This is a genomic window from Herbiconiux liukaitaii (assembly GCF_041927495.1).
Taxonomy (GTDB): Bacteria; Actinomycetota; Actinomycetes; order Actinomycetales; family Microbacteriaceae; genus Herbiconiux; species Herbiconiux liukaitaii.
This window is the reverse complement of sequence record NZ_JBHFHG010000008.1, coordinates 334,246-354,407: the sequence shown is the minus strand read 5'-3', so window position 1 is coordinate 354,407 and position 20,162 is coordinate 334,246. Positions and strand designations below refer to the sequence as shown.

Sequence of the window (20,162 nt, the reverse complement as noted above, 5' to 3'; positions counted from 1 at the left end):
CACTCAACGAGGAGGAGCTGATCCCTATGGCAGCGATCACCAGCGGTTCGTACACGGCCAAACTCACCGACGGTCCCATGGAGGGCAAGACCATCCGCACCGACTTCACGGATGCGGGTGAACCGCAGGCGCGGATCACCATTCCGGCGGCGTCGAGCACCAAGCACTACCTCTACCGGCGTGCGTCGGGTCTCGAGTTCGCGGACTCGGAGCGCCCGAGTGCGGTGGACTACCGCTACGTGCAGTCCATCGTCGACTGAGCCGCTCACCACCCCTGCGGCCCGCCGCGCGACGACCGGCCCACGCCGCCGGCCGGCCATTGCGCCGACGTGGCCGTGACCGTGGCTTGGCCGTGGCATGTCCGTGGGATGGCCTCGGCCGAGGCCTGGCCGAGCCGTCGAAGGCGAAGTCGCGGTGGAGGTCGAGGTCGAGGTCGAGGTCGAGGTCGAGGTTCACTGTGGTGGGGGTCCGGCTCGCGCCGCGGCGTCGATCGGGATTCCGAGGATCGGTCGCGTGAGCACGACCTCCACCACCCCGGCCTCTGCTGCAGTGCACCGGCTCACTGCGGCGTCGAGCCGCTGAGCGACGGCGGCGACCAGTTCGCACGGCACCCCGGCGATGCGACCCGACGCGGCATCTGCTGCGGCGAGCGCGCCCGCGTCGGCGGCCCCCCGAAGCTGCTCGAGTTCGGCGACGGCGCCTCCGATCACAGCCACCCCGCACAGCAGCACGCTCGCGAACGCCACCACGGCGACCCCGGCCACACTCCCGCTCCCCTCCTCGTCCCCGATCCCGCTCACGGCGCACCCGAGGTGATGCCATCGACTGCGGAACCCCCGACGGTGGTGTCGTCCACGGCGCAGCCCGTGGCTGAGAGCTCGATCGCTACGGCGAGCCCTCCGCCGAGCGACGGGGAGGCGGATGCGGTGACGCACACGAGAGGTCCCTCACGGTCCACCGACATCGACGCTCCGGGATGGGCTGTGGCCACCCGCGCCTCGGCACCACCAGCCTCGCCCCGCCCGATCATGCGGGCGGCGTCGGCGGCAGCGTCGGCCAACCGTACCTGAACGACTCCGCCCTGAGCAGCGACCACACCCACCCCCAGCACGAGCGCCAGCGCAGGCAGCACCATCGCGAACTCCGCCGACACCGACCCCTCCTCGGACCGCACCCCAGCCCGCACGCGCCTGCCCCCGACCCGGGCCCCGACGGCCCCCACACCCCCTCGAATACGCCGCCGCCGCAAAGCCCGAACACCAACCAGTTCCCGACCTAGAACACGAACATGCGCATCCACACGAACACGATGCTGAACACACTCCAAGGCAGGAGCATCCACACCAGCTGAAAGCGCGAACGGCGATGCAGCACGTGGGACGCGTTCGGATGACACGGCGGGTCCTCCTTGGTACAACGGCACGGGCACGGCAACAGGGCTGGGCGTGTGCACGGGCACGGGCACGGGCACGGGCACAGGCATTTTGGCCATTGGCGCGAGCGCGGGGATTGCAATCGTCGCCGCGAGCGCGGACATGTCGGTCATCGGCACAGTCACGGGCACTGTGGTCGTCGGCACGAGCGCGGGCATTTCGGCCATCGGGATGGGGACGGTTCCGGGTTCGGCGGGGTCGGGTTCGGCGGGGTCGGGTTCGGCGGGGGTCGGGTCAGGTCGCGGTGAGTGCACGGCTGACCAGGTCGGTGAGCATGGCGCGCACCTCGTCGCTCCGGAGGATCGCGATGAGGAGCCCGGCCAGGCCCACCGCGCCGAGTGCGACCATCGCGTACTCCGCGGTCGCCGCTCCCGAGTCGTCGCGTAGCACCTCCCCCAGCCTGCGCAGCCCTCGGGGTGGGCGACCGGTGGAAGGTGGACGTTCTCGAGTGGACACGATGATTCCTTTCAGGGGGGGGTGGGAGAGGGAGAGCCGACCGAGAGGGGCCCGATGCGAGGACCAAGAAGAGGAGGGCTCACAGGGGCAGGCCCGCGCGAGGACCGTCGGGAGGATGATCATCGGAGCCGGAGGAAAGAAGGGGCCGGGGGTCGTGGGAGGAAGGGTCATGGGAGGAGCGGTCATGGAAGGAGACCCGGGGTGAGGACGCTGAGGAGGACGGGGGCGACCGCGAGGAGGATGAACGCGGGGAGGGCGCAGAGGCCCAGCGGAAGCATGAGCCAGACGCCGAGGGCCGAGGCCCGTTCTCGGGCGGCACCCACCGCGTCCCGGCGGAGGCGGGCCGCCTCGCTGCGGAGGAGGAGAGCCGGCGGTGCACCCGATCTGGCCGAGAGCGTGAGGACCGCTGTGATCGCGAGGTCGTCTGGGTCTGGCGCCGACCGCGGTCGAAGGTCGAAGCGCTCTGTGGTCGTAAGCACCAGGGCGCGCGCGGCCGCGAGGGAACCCCCACCACCGATGGCCACCGCTATGAGGTCGAGCGAGAGACCGGGCGCCGCTGCGGAGCCGCGCGCTCGGCGGAGCAAGCGCGTGGTCCAGAGCCGACCGAGCAGCATGAGGAGCAGCCCGGCGCCGAGACACAGCAGCCCTGCCGGGGTGCCGAGCAAAGCTCCGAGCGTGTCGAGGCCCATCAGACTCCCGCTCAGCATCGAGACGATCGGGAGCACCATCACGAGACGAGCCGTCGCCGCGGGACCGGCGAGCGCCGCTGCGGTCTCCCGCTCGACTCCCCCCATCGCGTGCAGCGACCCCGCGATGTCGATGAGGCAGCGGCGCATCGGAGCCCCTGCCTCGGTGGCCACGGACCACACAGCCGCGAGCGACCTCCAAGCCGCATCAGCGTCGACGTCGCGCTTCGCTCGCACGGCCCCCGTGCGCCGCTTCCGACCGGAGGAATCAGCCGACTCAGCCGCGATCTGATGCCCACCCGGGCTCGCCCCGAGCGAACGGAGGATGGCATCGGCCACCGGCACACCCCTGATCGCCTCCGCCGCGACCTGCTGCACCAGCTCGTCGTCGCTGACCTCGGCCACGTACCCCCATGCCTGCCCGGGCGCGACTCCCGCCGACACGAGCACTCCGAGCTGCTCCACCACCGCCGCCACACCCTCCACCGCGGGCCGCCCACCCCGGCGCCGGCCACTCCCTCCGCGCCGGAGCGGATGCAGATGCCCTACGGTCGCATGAGTGGGGAGTTCCCCGGCAGACCGCCGCGACCCGAGTCGAGGGGCATCATGCACCGTCACCACACCCCCTCGAAGCGGCATTGGCATCAGCGGGGGCGATGCGGGGGGACGGCGGCGGGGCGGTGGGGGTGAGTTCGCGGACTGCTAGGCGGTCTCGGGCGTTGAGGGTGAGGGTGCCGAAGGATTCGATGGATCGGACGGGGCCCGTGCGGCGTAGGTGGCAGACGAGGCCGATCGCGCTGACCGCCTGACGGGCTAGTGCGACCGCATCGAGCCCCGCCAGGGCGCCTAAGGCCTCGAGGCGGGCGGGGACGTCGTCGAGGGCGTTGGCGTGGAGGGTTCCAGCGCCGCCGTCGTGGCCCGTGTTGAGGGCCAGGAGGAGCTCGCGGATCTCCGCGCCCCGGCACTCCCCCACCACGAGCCGATCGGGGCGCATCCGCAGGGCCTGCCGCACGAGCTCGGCCGCGCCGATGCCACCTGCACCTTCCAGATTGGGCTGCCGGGCCTCGAGGGCCACGACGTGCGGATGCGCGATCCGCAGCTCGGTGACGTCTTCGATGACGATGAGCCTCTCCCGCGGGTCGGCCGCAGCGAGGCACGCCGCGAGGAGCGTGGTCTTGCCGCAGCCGCCGGCGCCCGTGATGAGCAGGTTGGTGCGCGACCGCACCGCACCCTCGAGCACTCGCCGCCTGCGCTCGCCCGGCTCCCCCGTTCCGAACAGCCCGCTGCGGTCGAGCTCGTCTAGGTCGGGGTGCCGTGACCGCGCGACCCGCACCGAGATGCAGGTGCCGCCGACCGCGAGCGGAGGCAGCACCACGTGCACCCGAGCACCCCCGACCCGCACGTCGACCGCCGGCGACGACTCATCGATGTGCCGGCCGCCGCGCGCCACGAGACGCACCGCGAAGTCGCGGAGGTGCTGCTCGCTCGGGCAGCTCCACCCTGCGACCGCCTCGAGACCACCGCCACGATCGATCCACAGCGCATCCGGGCCGTTGACGAAGACATCCGTGACCCGCGGATCGTCGAGGTAGCGGGCGAGCGGGCCGAAGTCGTCGCCCCCGAGCAGCGGGGTCGAGACGGCAGGTGGTGAAGGCATGCGAGCACGCTACGGACCGAGCAGCGCACGCTGCACACGATCGCGTCGAATGTGGAGACGAACCCACCGCACACAGAATGTGGAGGAGACGAACCCACCGCACACAGAATGTGGAGGAGACGAACACACGGCCGGAAACAAAACGACCCAGCACGACGCATCCGCTCACAAGAGCACTCGCGCACATGAGCACGACACGAACGGACGGGAAACGACCGGGGCCCGAGCAACTCTGCTCAACCAAGACCCGCACCGCTTAAAGAAGAAGGGGCGGCACCCAATGGGGGGAAGGGTGCCGCCGCAGCAACGCTGGATTGGGGGGAATCACTAGCGCGTTGCATCCGAACACGAATGCTCGGTAGTGATGAGTTTACCCGCTCGAAACATCCGGTCAAACCAGCCCAGCACATTCTCAGCCCCCGCACGGGGGGTACGCAATGCGATGCAACCGGAGGGCCGGGATCGGGTTCACGGCGTGCTGTATCGTCGAGGAATTCCGAGGGTGTGTCTCGCAAGGGAGCGACAGAACATGACGTCAGACAACATCGACAACCTGATGCACGAATCCCGGCGGTTCCCGCCGAGCGAGGCGTTCGCGGCGCAGGCTGTGGCCACGCAGGACGTCTACACCCAGGCCGGCACCACCCCCGAAGAGCGGCAGGAGTTCTGGGCCACCCAGGCCAGGCAGCTGCACTGGCACAAGCCCTTCACTCGCACCCTCGACTGGTCGAACCCGCCCTTCGCGACCTGGTTCGATGACGGCGAGCTCAACGTGGCCTACAACTGCCTCGACCGCCACGTCGCAGCCGGCCACGGCGACCGCATCGCCCTCAACTGGGAGGGCGAGCCCGGCGACTCGAAGACCTTCACCTACGCCGAGCTCACCGCCGAGGTCAAGAAGGCCGCCAACCTCCTCACCGCGCTCGGCGTGAAGCAGGGCGACCGCGTCGCCATCTACCTCCCCCTCATTCCCGAGGCCGTCATCTCGATGCTCGCCGTGGCCCGCATCGGAGCGGTGCACACAGTGATCTTCGGCGGGTTCAGTGCCGAGAGCATCCGCGACCGCGTGAACGACGCGCAGGCGAAGCTCGTGATCACCGCCGACGGCGGTTACCGCAAGGGCAAGGCGTTCCCCCTCAAGCCCACGGTCGACAAGGCCCTCGAGGCGAATGAGGCCGGGGAGACCACGACCGTCACGAAGGTGCTCGTCGTGCAGCGCACGAAGGACGAGGTCGAGTGGCAGCACGGCCGCGACCTGTGGTGGCACGACGAGATCGCCCAGGTGGATGCCGAGCACACCGCGAAGGCGTTCCCCGCCGAGAATCCGCTGTTCATCCTCTACACCTCCGGCACAACCGGCAAGCCGAAGGGGATTCTCCACACATCCGGCGGCTACCTCACCCAGGTCGCGTTCACGCACAAGAGTGTGTTCGACCTGAAACCGGAGGAGGACGTCTATTGGTCGACAGCAGATGTGGGGTGGATCACCGGCCACTCCTACGTGGTCTACGGGCCTCTCGCCAACGGCGCCACCCAGGTGATCTACGAGGGCACCCCCGACACCCCGCACCCCGGCCGCTGGTGGGAGATCATCCAGAAGCACAAGGTCTCGATCCTCTACGCCGCCCCCACCGCCATCCGCACGTTCATGAAGCTCGGGCGCCAGATCCCCGCCGAGTTCGACCTGAGCAGCCTGCGCCTGCTCGGGAGCGTGGGCGAACCGATCAACCCCGAGGCCTGGGTCTGGTACCGGGATGTCATCGGCGGCGGCACCACCCCGGTCGTCGACACCTGGTGGCAGACTGAGACCGGCGCCATCATGATCTCGGCCCTCCCCGGTGTCACGACCCTCAAGCCCGGCAGCGCCCAGGTGCCGATCCCCGGGGTGGCGATCGACATCGTCGACGAACGGCTGCACTCCACGGGCGCCGACCAGGGCGGCCTGCTCGTGGTCACCGAGCCCTGGCCCAGCATGCTCCGGGGCATCTGGGGCGACCCCGACCGCTACGTCGAGACGTACTGGTCGAAGTTCGGCCCCACCACCTACTTCGCCGGGGATGGCGCACGCCGCGACAAGGACGGCGAGATCTGGCTGCTCGGCCGTGTCGACGACGTCATGAACGTCTCAGGGCACCGCCTCTCGACCGCCGAGATCGAATCGAGCCTCGTCTCGCACCCCATGGTGGCCGAGGCCGCCGTGGTCGGCGCCGCCGACGAGACCACGGGCCAGGCCGTCGTCGCCTTTGTCTGCATCAAGAATTCTCACAAGGTGGAGCCGGATGAACTTGCACCGTCGATCGTCGAGTTGCGCGCATGGGTCACGCAGCAGATCGGTGCGATCGCCCGTCCTCGCGACATCCACATCGTGTCTGAACTGCCGAAAACACGATCCGGGAAGATCATGCGTCGCCTCCTTCGCGATGTTGCGGAGGGGCGCGAGGTCGGCGACACGACGACGTTGGCAGACACGATGGTCATGAGCACGATCAAGGGTCAGGTGCAAAGCACGTAGTCGCGGCGCCGTGCGACATGCCGCGACTCTCGGACCTCCTGCATGCAGCTGGCCAACTTGACGACGATCGAAGGGATTCGCGTGCTCGAGACGGTGAGGGTCGAGATCGAGGAGGCGTTCGGTGACGCGACCGTCCATGCCACCGTGCGCGAGGACTTCGCCGACGACTTGCGCTCTCTCCGCGAAGCGGCGCCACGACGCGTCGACGGTGAAGGTGCTCGACTCCTCTCTGTTCGTTCCTGCCGGCTTCACACGCCCTTCCGGATACCTCGCCGGGGGACACCTGCAGAATTGGCTGGACCTGCCTGCCGAGAAGGCCGAGGAGGCCGGCGCATCACCCGCTTCGTACCACGCGGGAATGATCGCCGACGATATTCCGACCCTCGCCTCGATCTCAGTCTGCGGCGGCTCGTCCACATGGACTCCCGAGCGGATCGACGCACAGGTCGACAGAATCATCGCGGGTCTCTTCGCCGTCCGCGGATATGCTCCCCCTGCACCCTGAGTCATCTCCGTCCGATCGATCTCTGAAGGAGAAACCATGCCTCTCACCGTGGATCCCACCATCGACAACGCCGGTGGCGCATACGTTCCGCCGAACTTCCCGTCCGCCCTCGCGGATGCCGGATACTGCGGTCGGTCGTTCAACCAGGGGCTCATCCGCTTTCACGACGGGTCGAGCGGCCCCGAGTTCACCGAGATGGTCCGCGAGGCGTTCCCGGAGATCGTCGACCCCGACGCCGGCGTCGTGGCGTTCGACTGGATGGGACGCCAGCTGGTGAGCCTCCGGACCCGCGCCGAGGACGGCACCTGGGGAGAGGTGCTCATCCACATCGCCGATCTCGGCACCGGAACCCTGTACGAGGCGGCAACCCCAGCCGAGTTCGGCGGCGCACTCCAGAACCGAGCGATCGAGGAGGCACTCGATGCGCAGACCTTCACCGACTGGCGCGCAGCGAACGGGGTCCCCACCGCCACGCTGGGGTTCGACGAGTGCATCGAATACGACGTCCCCCTGTTCCTGGGCGGCAACGACACCGTCCAGAACATGGGCGTCACCGACACGAGCGTGCTCTGGACCGTCGTCGGCCAAGTGCGCGCGCAGTCTTTGGAACTCCCCGAAGGCTCCGCCGTCGCGGTCACGCCTCCCTCGGAGGGGTAGGCCGGACGGTGACGCCGCTGCCCTTCGAGGCCCGTCTCACCGAATCCTCACTGCCGAAGACCCGCTCGGCAAGATCATGCACCGACTGCTGCGCCAGTCGTGGGCCGCGCTACTCGAATTCGACGATGAGCTCCACTTCAACGGGCGAGTCGAGCGGCAGCACGGCCACGCCCACGGCCGAGCGCGCGTGCACGCCCTGCTCGCCGAAGACCTCGCCGAGCAGTTCCGACGCCCCGTTGATGACGCCGGGCTGCCCGGTGAACGACGGATCCGACGCCACGAAGCCCACGACCTTCACGACGCGGGTCACGCGGTCGAGCGACCCGAGCACGCTCTCCACCGCGGCGAGGGCGTTGATCGCGGCGAGTCGGGCGTAGCCCTTCGCCTCCTCGGGCGAGACGAAGCCAGAACCAGACCCCGTCCCCACCTTCCCGGTCGCCGGCAGCGCACCGTCGACGAACGGCAGCTGCCCCGCCGTGAACACGAGGCTGCCCGAGCTGATGGCCGGAATGTACGCACCGGCCGGAGCCGACACCTCCGGAATCACGATGCCGAGCGAGGCGAGACGATCCGAGACGCGCGACACGCGGCTCACACCCCCGCAGACGGCGCGACGGGCCGCTTGAGGTAGGCCACGAGCCCGCCCTCCGGCCCGGTCACGATCTGCACGAGCTCCCAGCCCTCGGAGCCCCAGGTGTTGAGGATGCCCGTGGTGTTGTGGATCATCAACGGCGTCGTCACGTATTCCCAGGCGGGCGCGGAATTCGGCACAGGCACTCCTTCTCAGCATTTCATAGCTTTGTCACTTACCCTTGATCCTATGTCTGCCCCGAAAGCCTCAGCTAGCGGTGTGGTCGGAGCCATTCTGGGCATCGTCGGTATGAGCGCAATAGCGGGCATCCTCGTCACAGCCATGGTTACGCCCGCACTTGCCGTGACCGGCATTGCCGCCAACAACTCGATCGGCATGTTCGAGAACCTCCCGAGCTACATCAAGCCGGACGCCCTCGCCCAGAAGACCAACATCTACGCCACCAACAGCGACGGCACTCCTCGCCTGCTGGCGTCGGTCTTCGAGCAGGACCGCGAAGAGGTCGGCTGGGACCAGATCTCCCCCTACGTCAAAGACGCGGTGATCGCCACGGAGGATCCCCGCTTCTACACCCACGGTGGCGTCGACATCGCGTCGACCCTGCGTGCCGCCGCGGGCAACGCCCTCGAGACCTCGGGCAGTGGTGCCTCGACGATCTCGATGCAGTACGTGCGCAACATCCAGGTGCAGAAGGCCGAATCCATCCAGGACGAGGCCGAGCGCGACGCGGCCTATGAAGAGGCCACGAAGACCACGATCGACCGCAAGCTCAAGGAGATCAAGCTCGCGATCGGGCTCGAGAAGGAGTACTCGAAAGACGACATCCTGCTCGGCTACCTGAACATCGCCCCCTTCGGCGGTCGGGTCTACGGCATCCAGTCGGCGGCGAAGTACTACTTCGGCGTCAACGCGAGCGACCTCACGGTGGCCCAGGCCGCCAGCCTCGTCGCGATCGTCAACGCGCCGAACGACCTGCGCATCGACATCCCGGCCGAAGAGGGCACGAACATCGCCGACAACCAGGCCCGTCGTGACCTCGACGTACTGCCGGCGATGCTCAAGGAGCACAAGATCACCCAGCAGCAGTACGACGAGGCCATCGCCACCCCGGTGACCCCGAACATCGTGCCGCCCTCGACCGGCTGCCAGACCGCCAACGACATCGCGGCCGGCTTCTTCTGCGACTACGTGACCGCGATCGTGAAGAACGACCCCGCGTTCGGCGACAGCGAAGACGCGCGGTGGACGAACTTCAAGACCGGTGGCTACCAGATCTTCACCACCCTCGACATCGACCTGCAGATCGCGGCGATGGACTCGATGAACGCGAACGTGCCGAAGTCCTACAGCTTCGACATCGGATCGTCGCTCGTCACCGTGCAGCCGGGCACCGGCAAGGTGCTCGCGATGGTGCAGAACAAGGACTACTCGGCCGATCCCGAGGTGACCGCCACCAACCCCGGCGCCAGCGCGGTGAACTACAGCACCGACTTCGCGTACGGCGGATCGACCGGATTCCAGGTGGGATCGACGTACAAGATCTTCACGCTCGCCGACTGGCTGAAGACCGGGCACTCGCTCGGTGACATCATCAACGGCAACGCGGGCACCCTGAACCTCGCCCAGTTCCGCAACAGCTGCACGGGCGGCAACGGCGGCTCGTACGCTGTGAAGAACGACGGCGGATCGAACCCCGGCAACGTCACCGTGCGCCAGGCCACCGCCTCCTCGGTCAACCTCGCCTATCTGCGCATGGCGCAGAAGCTCGACCAGTGCGAGATCAAGCAGACCGCCGAGGCCTTCGGCGTGCACCGCGCCGACGGAACGCCGCTGCAGGACAACCCCGCCGACGTGCTGGGAACCAACGAGATCGCCCCGCTCACCATGGCCGGCGCGTTCGCCGCCGTGGCCAACGAGGGCGTCTACTGCACCCCCGTGGCCATCGAACGGATCCTCGACGCCCAGGGCAACGAACTCCAGGTGCCGCCGACCACCTGCTCGCAGGCTGTCGAACCCAACGTCGCCGCCGCCATGGTCGATGCCCTGAAGGGCGTCGTCAGCGGCGGAGGAACCGGTACCGCCTCCAACCCCGGCGACGGCATCCCCCTCTTCGGCAAGACGGGAACAACCGACTCCGAGAAGGACACCTGGTTCGTGGGAGCCACCACCGAGCTCGCCACCGCCGTGTGGGTGGGCAACGTGGTGGGCACGGTCTCGCTGCGCAACACGTCGGTGAACGGCGAGGGCGGTGGCAATCTCCGGCACAACATCTGGAGCACGTACATGGGCAACGCCAACACCAAGTACGGCGGAAACCAGTTCCCGACGGCGACGAGCGATCTCATCAACGGTGTGCAGGTGAGCATCCCCAACGTGGCCGGCATGTCGATCGACGCCGCACGCGCCGCTCTCACGAGCGCCGGCTTCGACTTCCAGGACGGCGGGGTCATCGACTCCGCTCAGCCCGCCGGCCAGGTCGACAGCAGCTCGCCCTCCGGCTCCGCCACGAAGGGGTCGACGATCACCGTCTTCACCTCAAATGGCCAGTTGCGCACGATTCCGAACGTGACCGGGATGTCGCCCAGCCAGGCGGTCTCCGCCATCACGGCGGCCGGCATCCAGCAGAGCCAGATCGTGTTCGACGGCCCGTCGGGTGGCGCCAACGTCAAGGTGACCGCCACCAGCCCTGGTGCCGGTCAGCCGATCCGCGCAGGCACCGACAAGCTCAGGGTCACCACGAAGGCGGGTTGACCGTGAGTGCACGTGCCGCCGCGACAGCCCTCGGGCTCGTCGCGGCGGCAGGCTCCGCCGCGGTCGCCTACGGCACCTTCGTGGAGCGCAAGCAGTACACGCTCCGGCTCGCCACCGCTCCCGTGCTTCCGCGCGGCGCCTCGCCCATCAGGGTCCTGCACCTCAGCGACCTGCACATGGCGCCGTGGCAGACCGACAAGCAGCGCTGGGTGCGGGATCTCGCGCGCTTGGAGCCGCAGCTCATCGTCGACACCGGCGACAACCTCGGCCACCGCGACGGCCTCGAGGGCATCAAGGCCGCGTTCGACGTGTTCGACGGGATCCCCGGCGTCTACGTGAACGGCTCGAACGACTACTTCGGACCGTCGCTCAAGAACCCCCTGCGCTACTTCCTGGGCCCGTCGAAGCACAACCACAAGGTCGAGCACCTCGACACCGCGGCGCTCACCGGCTACCTCGACTCCCTCGGCTGGAAGGATCTCAACAACCGGGCCGCCACCACCGAGGTGCAGGGCACCCTGATCGACTTCTTCGGCGTCGACGACCCGCACCGGCACTACGACCGGCTCGACCGCATCCCGGGCGCGATCGACGAGCTGCTGGAGGACGACGACCGCGGCCCCCGGGTGCGCATCGGTGTGGCGCACGCCCCCTACCAGTACGTGCTCAACTCGTTCGTGACCCACGGCGCCGAGGTCGTCTTCGCCGGGCACACGCACGGCGGTCAGGTCTGTGTGCCGGGCTACGGCGCGCTCGTGACCAACTGCGACATCCCGCGCAAGCAGGTCAAGGGGCTCAGTCTGTGGCGCCACGGCTTCCACTCGGCGTACCTCAACGTCTCCGCGGGGCTCGGCACCTCCATCTACGCGCCGTTCCGCTTCGCCTGCCGCCCCGAGGCCACGCTGCTCACTCTCACCGCCCAGCCCTGAGACGGGCCGGGGGCGGCAGGCGCACGGTCTCGCCCCCTCGATTTATCGGCTATCCTTAACGAGGCCTTGCCGCGGAGACGTGGTGATCCATTTCGGGGTGTGGCGCAGCTTGGTAGCGCGCCTCGTTCGGGACGAGGAGGTCGTGGGTTCGAATCCCGCTACCCCGACGAAGAGAAGCCGGTCAGATCGCATCTGACCGGCTTCTCAGGTTAAGTCCCGGTGTCGCTCACACGGGATGATCGAGGTCGAAGCGCTCGTACTCCCCCAGCGAGACGGCACCGGCGCGAGGCATGTCGAGGGCGCGCGTGCGCTGGTCGAGGTACTCCACCACCGAGGCGCCATCCGGGTCGTCGTAGACCGACTCGACGTGGCGGGAGATGAACTGGCTGGCCGGCCCCACCACGATCTGCACGGAGTTGGCGACGCCGCCCTCCTCGACGATGGGGATGTCGACCGTCTCGGCCTTCTCGTTCTGACCCAGGGCGGCCGCGAGGCGCAGAAGGGCGTCGGCGACATCATCGGCCGTGTCGAACTCGAGACCTGCGTAGGAGACACTCTTCATATCCTCACCCTGGCGCGGGCGGGCCTCCCCGGCAACCCCGGGTCAGGCGGGGCGGAGCGTGACCGAGAGAGTGAAGGCGACGGTGCCGTCGGTGCGGCCGTCTCGGAGCATGACCTCGGTCACGCCCTCCGCGCGCGGTGCGAGACCGGGGTTGAACCTCGCCGATCCGTCGTCGCGGCCGGCCACGAACTCCGCCACCGAGGCATCGGCGATCTCGGCCGACCAGGCGGTGACGGAGGCGTCGTCGGCCGTCGCGAGGACGAGCAGGGTGCCGAGCGGCACGGTGACCATGGTGCCCTCGACCTCGGAGATCGGCACGATGACGGGTGGGCGCATGCCGACCTCAGACCCTGCCCAGCACGCCGTGCGACTCGTCGAGGTAGCACACGCCGCACAGGGATTCGTAGGTGACGTCTTCACCGTCGATGGCCACCTGCTCGCCGTCGAACACGTAGCGGTCGCCGATGCGCCTGGCGTTGAAGATGGCCTTGCGGCCGCACCGGCAGATGGTCTTGAGCTCCTCGAGCGAGTGCGCGACCTCGAGCAGACGGATGCTGCCCGGGAAGCCCGCGGTCTGGAAATCGCTGCGGATGCCGTAGGCGAGAACGGGCACACCATCGAGGATCGCGATCCGCAGCGCGTCGTCGACCTGGGAGGGGGAGAGGAACTGCGCCTCGTCGATGAGCAGGCAGCTCACGTCGGAGCCGGTGCGGGCCACGACCGCCTTGCGGCGCTGTGCGAACTCGGCACGCACGTCGGTGTCGGGCGCGATGAGGAAGTCGGCGCTGCGGGTGACACCGAGGCGCGAGACGATCTGCATGTCGCCCTTCGTGTCGACGGCGGGCTTGGCGATGAGCACCTGCTGGTCGCGCTCCTCGTAGTTGAAAGCGGCCTGGAGCATCGCCGTGCTCTTGCCGCTGTTCATCGCTCCGAATCGGAAGTACAGTTTCGCCACTCGACCACCCTAATCCCGCCCCACCGCTCGGCGAATTGCCAGCGGAAATGCAGTCCGTTCCGCTTTTCGCGGCGCACTATGTTCTCAATCGGTTCCACGGAACCATATCGATCGCAGACTCCCCATCCGAGATCGAGGAGAGCGACCGGCGGCCTGGTTCCCCATCCCCGCAGCCGGTCGCTTTCTCTTTGCCCGATCACCGCATCGATCCGCCCAAGGCCGAGCCGATCAGAACAGCATCGGCTGCGAATCCCCCACCGGCCCGAAGCTCGGCAACACCCGAGCGAAGTCGTCGGCCCCCGCGCCCACGTTCGACGCCCAGGCCCGACCGGGGCCCCGCAGGCCCCCGCCGAGACCGTTGCCCACCACCTCGCCACCCGGGCCGCCCGTGCCGCCCGCCGGGCGCGCCCGATCGAGCCCGTGCTTGCGCAGCAGCGGGCGCATGCGCTCGGCGAGCCAGCGCCGGTACTCCTCCGGGGCGTAGGCGCCCTTCGCGTAGATGCGTGCATACGGCGCCACGAGCTCGGGATGCTCGCGCTGCAGCCAGGCGAGGAACCACTGCTTGACCCCCGGCTTGAGATGCAGGGCCGAGTACACCACGCTCGAGGCGCCGGAGGCCGCCACCGAGGCCAGGGCGTGATCGAGGTGCTCCTTCGTGTCGGTGAGCAGCGGCAGCACCGGCATGAGGAACACCTGGCACTCGAGCCCGCGCTCGCGCGCAGCCCGCACCGTGGCGAGCCGCGCCTTGGTGCTCGGGGTGCCCGGCTCGATCGACTGCTGCAGCTCGTCGTCGTAGATCGCGATGGAGAGGGCGATCGACACCGGCACCACCTCGGCGGCCGACGCGACCATGTCGAGGTCTCGGCGCAGCAGCGATCCCTTGGTGAGGATGGAGAACGGGGTGCCCGAGCCCGCCAGCGCCTCGATGATGCCGGGCATGAGCGCGTAACGCCCCTCGGCACGCTGGTACGGATCGGTGTTGGTGCCGAGCGCCACCGCGGGCCGCTGCCAGCCCTTCTTCGCGAGCTCGCGGGTGAGCACCTCGGCGACGTTGACCTTGACGATGATCTGCTGGTCGAAGTCGGCCCCCTCGTCGAGTTCGAGGTAGCGGTGGGTGGGCCGGGCGAAGCAGTAGACGCACGCGTGCGAGCAGCCCCGGTAGGGGTTGATGGTCCAGGCGAAGGGCATGACCGTGCTGGCACCCGGTACGTGGTTGAGCGCGCTCTTCGCGAGCACCTCGTGGAAGGTGATGCCCGCGAACTCCGGGGTCTGCACGCTCCGCACGAGGTTGCTCAGGCGGGCGAGACCCGGGAGGGCCGCGGTCGACTCCTGGTCGAGGGACTGCTGATTCCAACGCATGCCACATTCGAACATATCTTCGAAGGTTGCGCAAGCGGGTGCCGGGTCACGCCTCGTAGAGCTCCAGGGGCAGGTCGTCCGGGTCGAAGAAGAAGACCATCCGCTTGCCCGTGTGCGGATCGGTGCGCGGCTCTTCGCAGCGCACCCCCGCGCTCACCAGCTCGACGCGGGCCTCCTCCACCGAGTCGACCTCGAAGGCGAGGTGCCTGAGCCCCGTCGCCTCGGGCCACGAGGCTCGCGGCGGAGGCGCGGGGAAGGAGAACAGCTCGATGAGGTAGCTGCCGTTCAGCGCGAGATCGGCCATCCAGGAGTCCCGATCCTCCCGGTGCACCTCGCTGAGGAGGGTGCAGCCGAGCACGTCGAGGTAGAAGGCCTTCGAGCGCTCGTAGTCGCTCGCGATGATGGCGATATGATGCACCCGGTTGAGCTTCACGACAGTGCCCCCACGTTAAAAAGTTTAGCGGGATGAGAGGACCCGATACTCTCATCCCGCAGGGAGACGTCGACCCGTCTGCCATGTTGTGCCGTTACCCTTACGGCCATGGAACAGACGCGTCGCTGACGTCGCCGTTGGCTTCACATTACACGGTCGGGAAGACCCCGCACCGGGCATGACCCCCGGTGTCGAGATCCGGTCCGACAGATGTCGAGAATCTTATTGTTCCCGTAACACACCGGCCACCCGCGGCCCGGTATCGTCGGCCCCGTGAACGAAATCGTGATCATCCGCACGTCGGCCACCGTCGCGCTCCTCTGCCGAGCGGAGGACGACCCCGAAACGGCCGCCCCGCTCGCGACCATCTACCTCATGAAGGACGGCTGGCACATGAAGCTCGCCCACCGTCACGACCGCTTCGCCTGGGTGGGCCCCTTCGACTCCCCCGAGGCCGCTATCGATCGCTACACCCCCGCCGACGTCACCGGCCCGATCCCCCGCCTCACCGCCTGACCCTCCCCCGCACCCTCAGGGCCGCAGATAGAGCCGTGCCCGGTGCAGGATGCCCGCGAGGAGCATCCAGAACAGCAGCAGAGCACAGGTCCAGGTGAGCTGCACCTGGCCTCCGACGGCGAGCGCCTCGGCGAGCTCGCGGGCGAGCGTGGTGGGCACCACCACGTCAGCGCCCTCTTCGCCGACGCCGGCGCCGGGCACGGTGACCTCGAGGGGGCGCGAGAGCACGCTCATCACGACGTGAGAGCCGAAGTAGACGAGCAGGCTGTTGCGACCCAACGCGATGAGGGGCGACGCGGCGGCATCGACGACCCGCCCCACACGGAGCCCCGCGGGGCTCTCGCGGCGGCCGTCGAGCAGCAGGTGCCCGATCAGCAGCGCCACGGCGACGGGCGCGGCCACCCTCAGCGCGAAGGGAGGCGTCCACAGCCGCTTCATGACGAGGACGTCGGCCGCACCGTCGATCCACGCCGGCACCTGGATGCAGGCCTGCGCGAGCAGCAGCGCAGCGACCACGCAGGCGAGCAGCGGCAGCGCTGCCCGCACCGGCCCGCCGCCGCGCTCGCGCACCGCGAGCATCACGTGCCCCATCGTCGCGCCGGCCGAGGCGCTCACGAGCGCTCCCCACCCGGCCATGAGCCCCACCGGATCGTGCCCGTAGATGCCCTGGTGGTAGATGTGGGCGGCTCCGAAGACGGCCGGGTCGACCGCGCCGGACGGATTGCACGTGCGCGTGAGCCCCAGGTCACCGCAGCCCACCGCCCAGACCGCGAGCACGACGGTGTAGCCGGCGGCGAGCACCACCGTGATGACAGCCCAGCCCAGCCACGAGCGCGTGATGAGGTGCAGCACCCCGAGCACCGCCACCACGAAGGCGTAGAGCTGCAGCACGCCGGTGAGCGTCCACGTCGACGGCTCCCACGAGTTCGACGTGATCGCCCCGTAGAGCTGGCCCACCACGAGCAGCACGACCACTCTCCGCACGAGCGGCCACACCGCGACCCGCCGATGCATAGCGAAGGCCAACCCGCATCCGGAGAGCGTCACGAACACGGGGAAGATGAGGTCGAGCAGGTGCACACCGTCCCACACCGTGTGGTCGAACCAGCGCGGGATGACGAGGAGCGAGTTGGCGGCCACGCTCGCGATCAGCATCCAGCCGCGCACCCAGTCGAGACTCGCGATGCGCGATGCGCGCGTCCCATCGCCGGATCCCGTCATCACACGAGTATTCCTCAGCTCTCGCCATGACGCAACCGAGGACGAGGGGATCAGTGGGGGGCGCGGCGGGCTATGTCGGCGTGGGTGTAGGCGGCTCGGGGGTTGCGGCCGAAGCGGTCGGCGGCCGCCGCGCGGAGCACGTGCCGCCAGTGTGTGAGGGTGGAGGCGCGCAGCACGCGCGCTCTGAGCGAGTACGCATCGAGGTAGGCGACCCGCGGGGCCCAGATGGGCCGGCGGCGGCGGTTGACGATGCCCGCGGCGTCCGTGAGGTGCAGGAACGCCTGGGTGGTGCCGAGCGCGCTCGCCAGGTCGACGCCGGGAGAGATCGACGGGAGCGATGGACGGGTGCCGTCCGGCCCGTCCGTGGTCATGGCCATGAGCCCGCGCAGGTCGCTGTACGGCGGCACGTACGGCAGGAAGCGGGAGAAGTCGACCTTCAGTGCGGCGATCTCCTCGAGTGACGCCCCGCCCGGCAGCCCCATGAAGCGCTCGAAGGTGAAGGCGCTCCGAGGGTGGAACGCGGTGACCGTGGCCGAGAAGCCCACGTTCACCACGAGCAGGTTCGGGATGCCGAGCGCTCGCGCCTCCCTGGCGATCGTGGTGCCGATCTCCGGATGCGTCGTCTCCGACTCATCGAACACGAGGGTGGCGCCGTGCAGGAACTCGGCCGCGTTCTCGAGCGTCACGCCGTCGCGGTAGACGTGCACCGTCGCATCCGGATTGATGGCCAGCACCTCGTCGCGGAACACCTCGGCCTTCGAGCGGCCGTAGGTGAGACTCGTGGCCCCCGGCACGCGGTTGGCGTTCTGCGGCTCGAACTCCTCGGGATCGGCGATCGAGAAGCTCGAGACCCCCATGCGGGCGAGCTTCGACCCCACCTGGAACCCCACGCCGCCGACGCCCGCGATGGCCACGCGCGAGGAGAGCAGCGCCTGCTGCTCGGCCTCGTTCCAGAAGCCGTAGTTGCGCGCGAACTCGAGGGCGTCGGTGGATCTCATGCGTGGCGCCTCGTGCCGGGCGTGCTCAGACGCCGTCGACGACGGGTTCGGGCTCGGCAACGGGCGCCGCATCCGCATCCGCATCCGCTTCGGCCACGAGCGCCGCCTCGCGCTGAGCCCGCGAGATGCGCCCGAAGTACTCCAGCGCCCCGTCGGCAGCGGACAGCTGCCCGAGGATGGAGGCGTTGCGCTCGGTGATGCGCTCCTCGGCCCCCGGCAGGTCGAACTCCACCGGCAGGTTGTAGTCGAGGTAGTGCTCGATGTAGCGCGGCTCACCGATGCGCGAGATCGAGAGCATGCCCGAGAGGTGGCGCTCGAGCCACGGCTCGATGACCGCGAACGTGCGGCCCACGTCGTGCGACGAGAAGTAGGCCGACATGAGTGCGAAGAGGTGCCACTGCACGAGCTCCTGCATGGCCACGCGCTCGTGCCTCGCGATCACGCGCGAGACCTCCACGCTGCCGAGCGCGAGCGGATCCTCCGCGAACAGCTCGGGGCAGAACGCCTCCACCGGCAGCGGCCTGCTCTCGCCGTCGGCACCCTTGATGATGGTGCGCGCCACCCCCACGATGCGCACGCCGTTGGGGGCGTTCTCGAGCACGGCGAAGGTGACGGAGCGGGCGTCGTCCTCATCCCGATCCGTGCCATCATCTGAGAGGTCGGAGGGATCGAGCTGACCCGTCTGGTCGACGTAGACGCGTCGACGCAGCTCGAAGTGCTGGCGGTAGGCGTCTTCGAAGCCCTCACGCGGCACCCCGTTGACGGCGATGATGCCGGTGGCCAATCGCGCCTCGGGCTCTACGACGAATGCGGGTGAGCCTGCGACCACCGGGATGACCGCGGCGTTGCTGACCGAGCGATCAATCCTTGACACCGGACGTCTTTCCCTGTGCAGGCCTGGTTCGAGCCATGGTCCGAAGCACGTCGGATCCTCCGTCTTCACAAGGTGGGGGTGGGCCGGCCACCCGAACGGGGTGTGCGGCCGATGACCTGAGCTTAGAAGCGCACGCAGCCCGTTTGCAACTTGGGACGACATGTCCCAAGATGTATTCGAGAGGGGCGACCATGGCGGAGAACAGCTGGACCAAGTCCGGAACCGGCCGAGCACGCGTACCCAAAGACGAGGTGCGTACCAAGCTGCTCGACACGGCACTCGACCTCGTGCAGGCGAACGGTCTGACAGTCGGTTTCGAGCACATGCTCATGGACGACCTCATCAAGGAGGCCGGCGTTCCGCGCAGCTCCGTCTACCGCATCTGGGAGTCGAAGGAGGCGTTCTTCGAGGAGCTCCTCGGCGAGATCGCCAACCAGGTCTCCCCCGGCCGGGCCGATGAGGAATCGCTCGTGGCCACGTGGGAGTACCTCGGCTTCCGGGCCGACGAGCTGCGCACCGCCGAGGGCCGCCGCCGCATCCTCGTCGACGTCACGGGCCTCGCCGCCGAGCAGAACTTCGAGTCGGTCACCTCGTCGGTGCAGTGGCGCACCTACGTGGCTCTCTCCAGCACCGCACTCTCGTACCCCGACACACGAGTGCGCGAGCGCATCATCGAGGCCCTGCGCAACTCCGAGCTCGCCTTCCTCGACCAGATGGAGGTGTTCTACCGCAACATCGTGCCCGCGGTCGGCTACCGTCTGCGCCCCGACCTCAACGACGACTGGCGCCCCCTCGTGGTGGCCGCAGCAGCCATCATCGAGGGCCTCGGCATCGCCCGCACGACCATCCCGGATCTCGTGGAGGCACGCTACAACGTCGACAACGAGGGCCGGCCCGCCGAGATCTCGCTCGCCGCCATCTCGTACCACGCCATCCTCTCGGCCTTCGTGGTGCCCGACCCGGACTACGACGCCGAGGCCGCCATCGCGCGCCTCTCCGGCGGCATCGACGAGATGCCCCTCGTGCAGCCGCGCAGCCGCGCTCTCGGCTCGGACGACTAGACCGC

The 20,162-nt window shown here is 68.8% G+C and carries 23 protein-coding genes and 1 tRNA gene; 9 read left to right on the top strand and 15 right to left on the bottom strand.

Translation table 11 applies throughout. The features are described from left to right. Positions 1–26 precede the first annotated feature (26 nt). On the top strand, positions 27–260 hold the full coding sequence (locus tag ACEXQC_RS18265; protein WP_374825614.1) for a hypothetical protein: 234 nt from the start codon (positions 27–29) through the stop codon (positions 258–260). A 192-nt stretch (positions 261–452) separates the two neighbouring features. Here the strand turns inward: ACEXQC_RS18265 and ACEXQC_RS18260 are convergent, their stop codons facing one another. The 5 genes from ACEXQC_RS18260 to ACEXQC_RS18240 all read right to left on the bottom strand — a co-directional run bounded on the left by ACEXQC_RS18260 (position 453) and on the right by ACEXQC_RS18240 (position 4,232). Beyond that, positions 453–800 (bottom strand): Rv3654c family TadE-like protein, encoded by a 348-nt coding sequence (locus ACEXQC_RS18260; protein ID WP_374825612.1) that lies wholly within the window; start codon positions 798–800, stop codon positions 453–455. Next, the gene (locus tag ACEXQC_RS18255; RefSeq protein ID WP_374825610.1) at positions 797–1,153 is read right to left on the bottom strand and encodes a TadE family type IV pilus minor pilin; all 357 of its coding nucleotides are present in this window, start codon (positions 1,151–1,153) and stop codon (positions 797–799) included. The genes ACEXQC_RS18260 and ACEXQC_RS18255 overlap by 4 nt, the downstream gene beginning before the upstream one ends. 514 nt (positions 1,154–1,667) lie before the next feature. After that, complete coding sequence (locus ACEXQC_RS18250) at positions 1,668–1,823, bottom strand: DUF4244 domain-containing protein (RefSeq protein ID WP_374825608.1); 156 nt, start codon at positions 1,821–1,823, stop codon at positions 1,668–1,670. A 248-nt stretch (positions 1,824–2,071) separates the two neighbouring features. Then, positions 2,072–3,061 carry a type II secretion system F family protein gene (locus tag ACEXQC_RS18245; RefSeq protein WP_374825606.1) on the bottom strand — a complete coding sequence of 330 codons (990 nt, stop codon included), beginning with the start codon at positions 3,059–3,061 and terminating at the stop codon, positions 2,072–2,074. 118 nt (positions 3,062–3,179) lie between these two features. Next, positions 3,180–4,232: a TadA family conjugal transfer-associated ATPase gene (locus tag ACEXQC_RS18240; RefSeq protein ID WP_374825604.1), complete on the bottom strand. Its 1,053-nt coding sequence runs from the start codon at positions 4,230–4,232 to the stop codon at positions 3,180–3,182. A gap of 529 nt (positions 4,233–4,761) precedes the next feature. Here ACEXQC_RS18240 and acs point away from each other — a divergent pair. The 3 genes from acs to ACEXQC_RS18225 all read left to right on the top strand — a co-directional run bounded on the left by acs (position 4,762) and on the right by ACEXQC_RS18225 (position 7,906). Then, the gene (gene acs, locus ACEXQC_RS18235; protein ID WP_374825602.1) at positions 4,762–6,744 is read left to right on the top strand and encodes an acetate--CoA ligase; all 1,983 of its coding nucleotides are present in this window, start codon (positions 4,762–4,764) and stop codon (positions 6,742–6,744) included. A 208-nt stretch (positions 6,745–6,952) separates the two neighbouring features. Beyond that, entirely contained in the window at positions 6,953–7,249 is a 297-nt protein-coding gene (locus ACEXQC_RS18230; protein ID WP_374825600.1) for a hypothetical protein, read from the top strand. Positions 7,250–7,285: 36 nt separating this feature from the next. After that, positions 7,286–7,906 carry a hypothetical protein gene (locus tag ACEXQC_RS18225; protein WP_374825598.1) on the top strand — a complete coding sequence of 207 codons (621 nt, stop codon included), beginning with the start codon at positions 7,286–7,288 and terminating at the stop codon, positions 7,904–7,906. A gap of 109 nt (positions 7,907–8,015) precedes the next feature. On the opposite strand, the gene ACEXQC_RS18220 is transcribed toward ACEXQC_RS18225, so the two are convergent. Both ACEXQC_RS18220 and sp36 read right to left on the bottom strand, forming a co-directional pair. Next, positions 8,016–8,492 (bottom strand): RidA family protein, encoded by a 477-nt coding sequence (locus ACEXQC_RS18220; protein WP_374825596.1) that lies wholly within the window; start codon positions 8,490–8,492, stop codon positions 8,016–8,018. A gap of 5 nt (positions 8,493–8,497) precedes the next feature. Continuing rightward, positions 8,498–8,677, bottom strand: coding sequence for a Sp36 family protein (gene sp36, locus ACEXQC_RS18215; RefSeq protein WP_374825733.1), 180 nt, complete (start codon positions 8,675–8,677; stop codon positions 8,498–8,500). A gap of 109 nt (positions 8,678–8,786) precedes the next feature. Here sp36 and ACEXQC_RS18210 point away from each other — a divergent pair, with 109 nt between their 5' ends. From ACEXQC_RS18210 to ACEXQC_RS18200, 3 genes are all read left to right on the top strand, one after another. Further along, positions 8,787–11,249, top strand: a complete 2,463-nt coding sequence (locus ACEXQC_RS18210) for a transglycosylase domain-containing protein (protein ID WP_374825594.1) — start codon at positions 8,787–8,789, stop codon at positions 11,247–11,249. Between the two features lie 2 nt (positions 11,250–11,251). Further along, entirely contained in the window at positions 11,252–12,178 is a 927-nt protein-coding gene (locus ACEXQC_RS18205) for a metallophosphoesterase (RefSeq protein ID WP_374825592.1), read from the top strand. A 93-nt stretch (positions 12,179–12,271) separates the two neighbouring features. Further along, positions 12,272–12,345: transfer RNA gene (locus tag ACEXQC_RS18200), tRNA-Pro, on the top strand. 59 nt (positions 12,346–12,404) lie between these two features. Here ACEXQC_RS18200 and ACEXQC_RS18195 read toward each other — a convergent pair. The 5 genes from ACEXQC_RS18195 to ACEXQC_RS18175 form a co-directional block, all read right to left on the bottom strand. Next, entirely contained in the window at positions 12,405–12,740 is a 336-nt protein-coding gene (locus ACEXQC_RS18195) for a hypothetical protein (RefSeq protein ID WP_374825590.1), read from the bottom strand. Positions 12,741–12,782: 42 nt separating this feature from the next. Further along, positions 12,783–13,076: a hypothetical protein gene (locus ACEXQC_RS18190; RefSeq protein ID WP_374825588.1), complete on the bottom strand. Its 294-nt coding sequence runs from the start codon at positions 13,074–13,076 to the stop codon at positions 12,783–12,785. A 7-nt stretch (positions 13,077–13,083) separates the two neighbouring features. Then, complete coding sequence (locus ACEXQC_RS18185) at positions 13,084–13,695, bottom strand: thymidine kinase (protein WP_374825586.1); 612 nt, start codon at positions 13,693–13,695, stop codon at positions 13,084–13,086. Between the two features lie 228 nt (positions 13,696–13,923). After that, entirely contained in the window at positions 13,924–15,054 is a 1,131-nt protein-coding gene (locus tag ACEXQC_RS18180; RefSeq protein ID WP_374825584.1) for an Rv2578c family radical SAM protein, read from the bottom strand. Positions 15,055–15,100: 46 nt separating this feature from the next. Then, positions 15,101–15,487 carry a VOC family protein gene (locus ACEXQC_RS18175; protein WP_374825582.1) on the bottom strand — a complete coding sequence of 129 codons (387 nt, stop codon included), beginning with the start codon at positions 15,485–15,487 and terminating at the stop codon, positions 15,101–15,103. Positions 15,488–15,760: 273 nt separating this feature from the next. On the opposite strand from ACEXQC_RS18175, the gene ACEXQC_RS18170 reads away from it, so the two are divergent. After that, on the top strand, positions 15,761–16,003 hold the full coding sequence (locus ACEXQC_RS18170; protein ID WP_374825580.1) for a hypothetical protein: 243 nt from the start codon (positions 15,761–15,763) through the stop codon (positions 16,001–16,003). A 15-nt stretch (positions 16,004–16,018) separates the two neighbouring features. Here ACEXQC_RS18170 and ACEXQC_RS18165 read toward each other — a convergent pair whose 3' ends face one another. The 3 genes from ACEXQC_RS18165 to ACEXQC_RS18155 are packed head-to-tail and all read right to left on the bottom strand — an operon-like array spanning position 16,019 to position 19,096. After that, positions 16,019–17,224, bottom strand: coding sequence for a hypothetical protein (locus ACEXQC_RS18165; RefSeq protein ID WP_374825578.1), 1,206 nt, complete (start codon positions 17,222–17,224; stop codon positions 16,019–16,021). Positions 17,225–17,274: 50 nt separating this feature from the next. Further along, on the bottom strand, positions 17,275–18,222 hold the full coding sequence (locus ACEXQC_RS18160) for a ThiF family adenylyltransferase (protein ID WP_374825576.1): 948 nt from the start codon (positions 18,220–18,222) through the stop codon (positions 17,275–17,277). A 25-nt stretch (positions 18,223–18,247) separates the two neighbouring features. Beyond that, a complete protein-coding gene (locus tag ACEXQC_RS18155; protein WP_374825574.1) occupies positions 18,248–19,096 on the bottom strand; it encodes a hypothetical protein in 849 nt (282 codons plus the stop codon). A 191-nt stretch (positions 19,097–19,287) separates the two neighbouring features. Between ACEXQC_RS18155 and ACEXQC_RS18150 the strand changes: the two genes are divergently transcribed. After that, on the top strand, positions 19,288–20,157 hold the full coding sequence (locus ACEXQC_RS18150; protein WP_374825572.1) for a TetR/AcrR family transcriptional regulator: 870 nt from the start codon (positions 19,288–19,290) through the stop codon (positions 20,155–20,157). Positions 20,158–20,162: the final 5 nt, after the last annotated feature.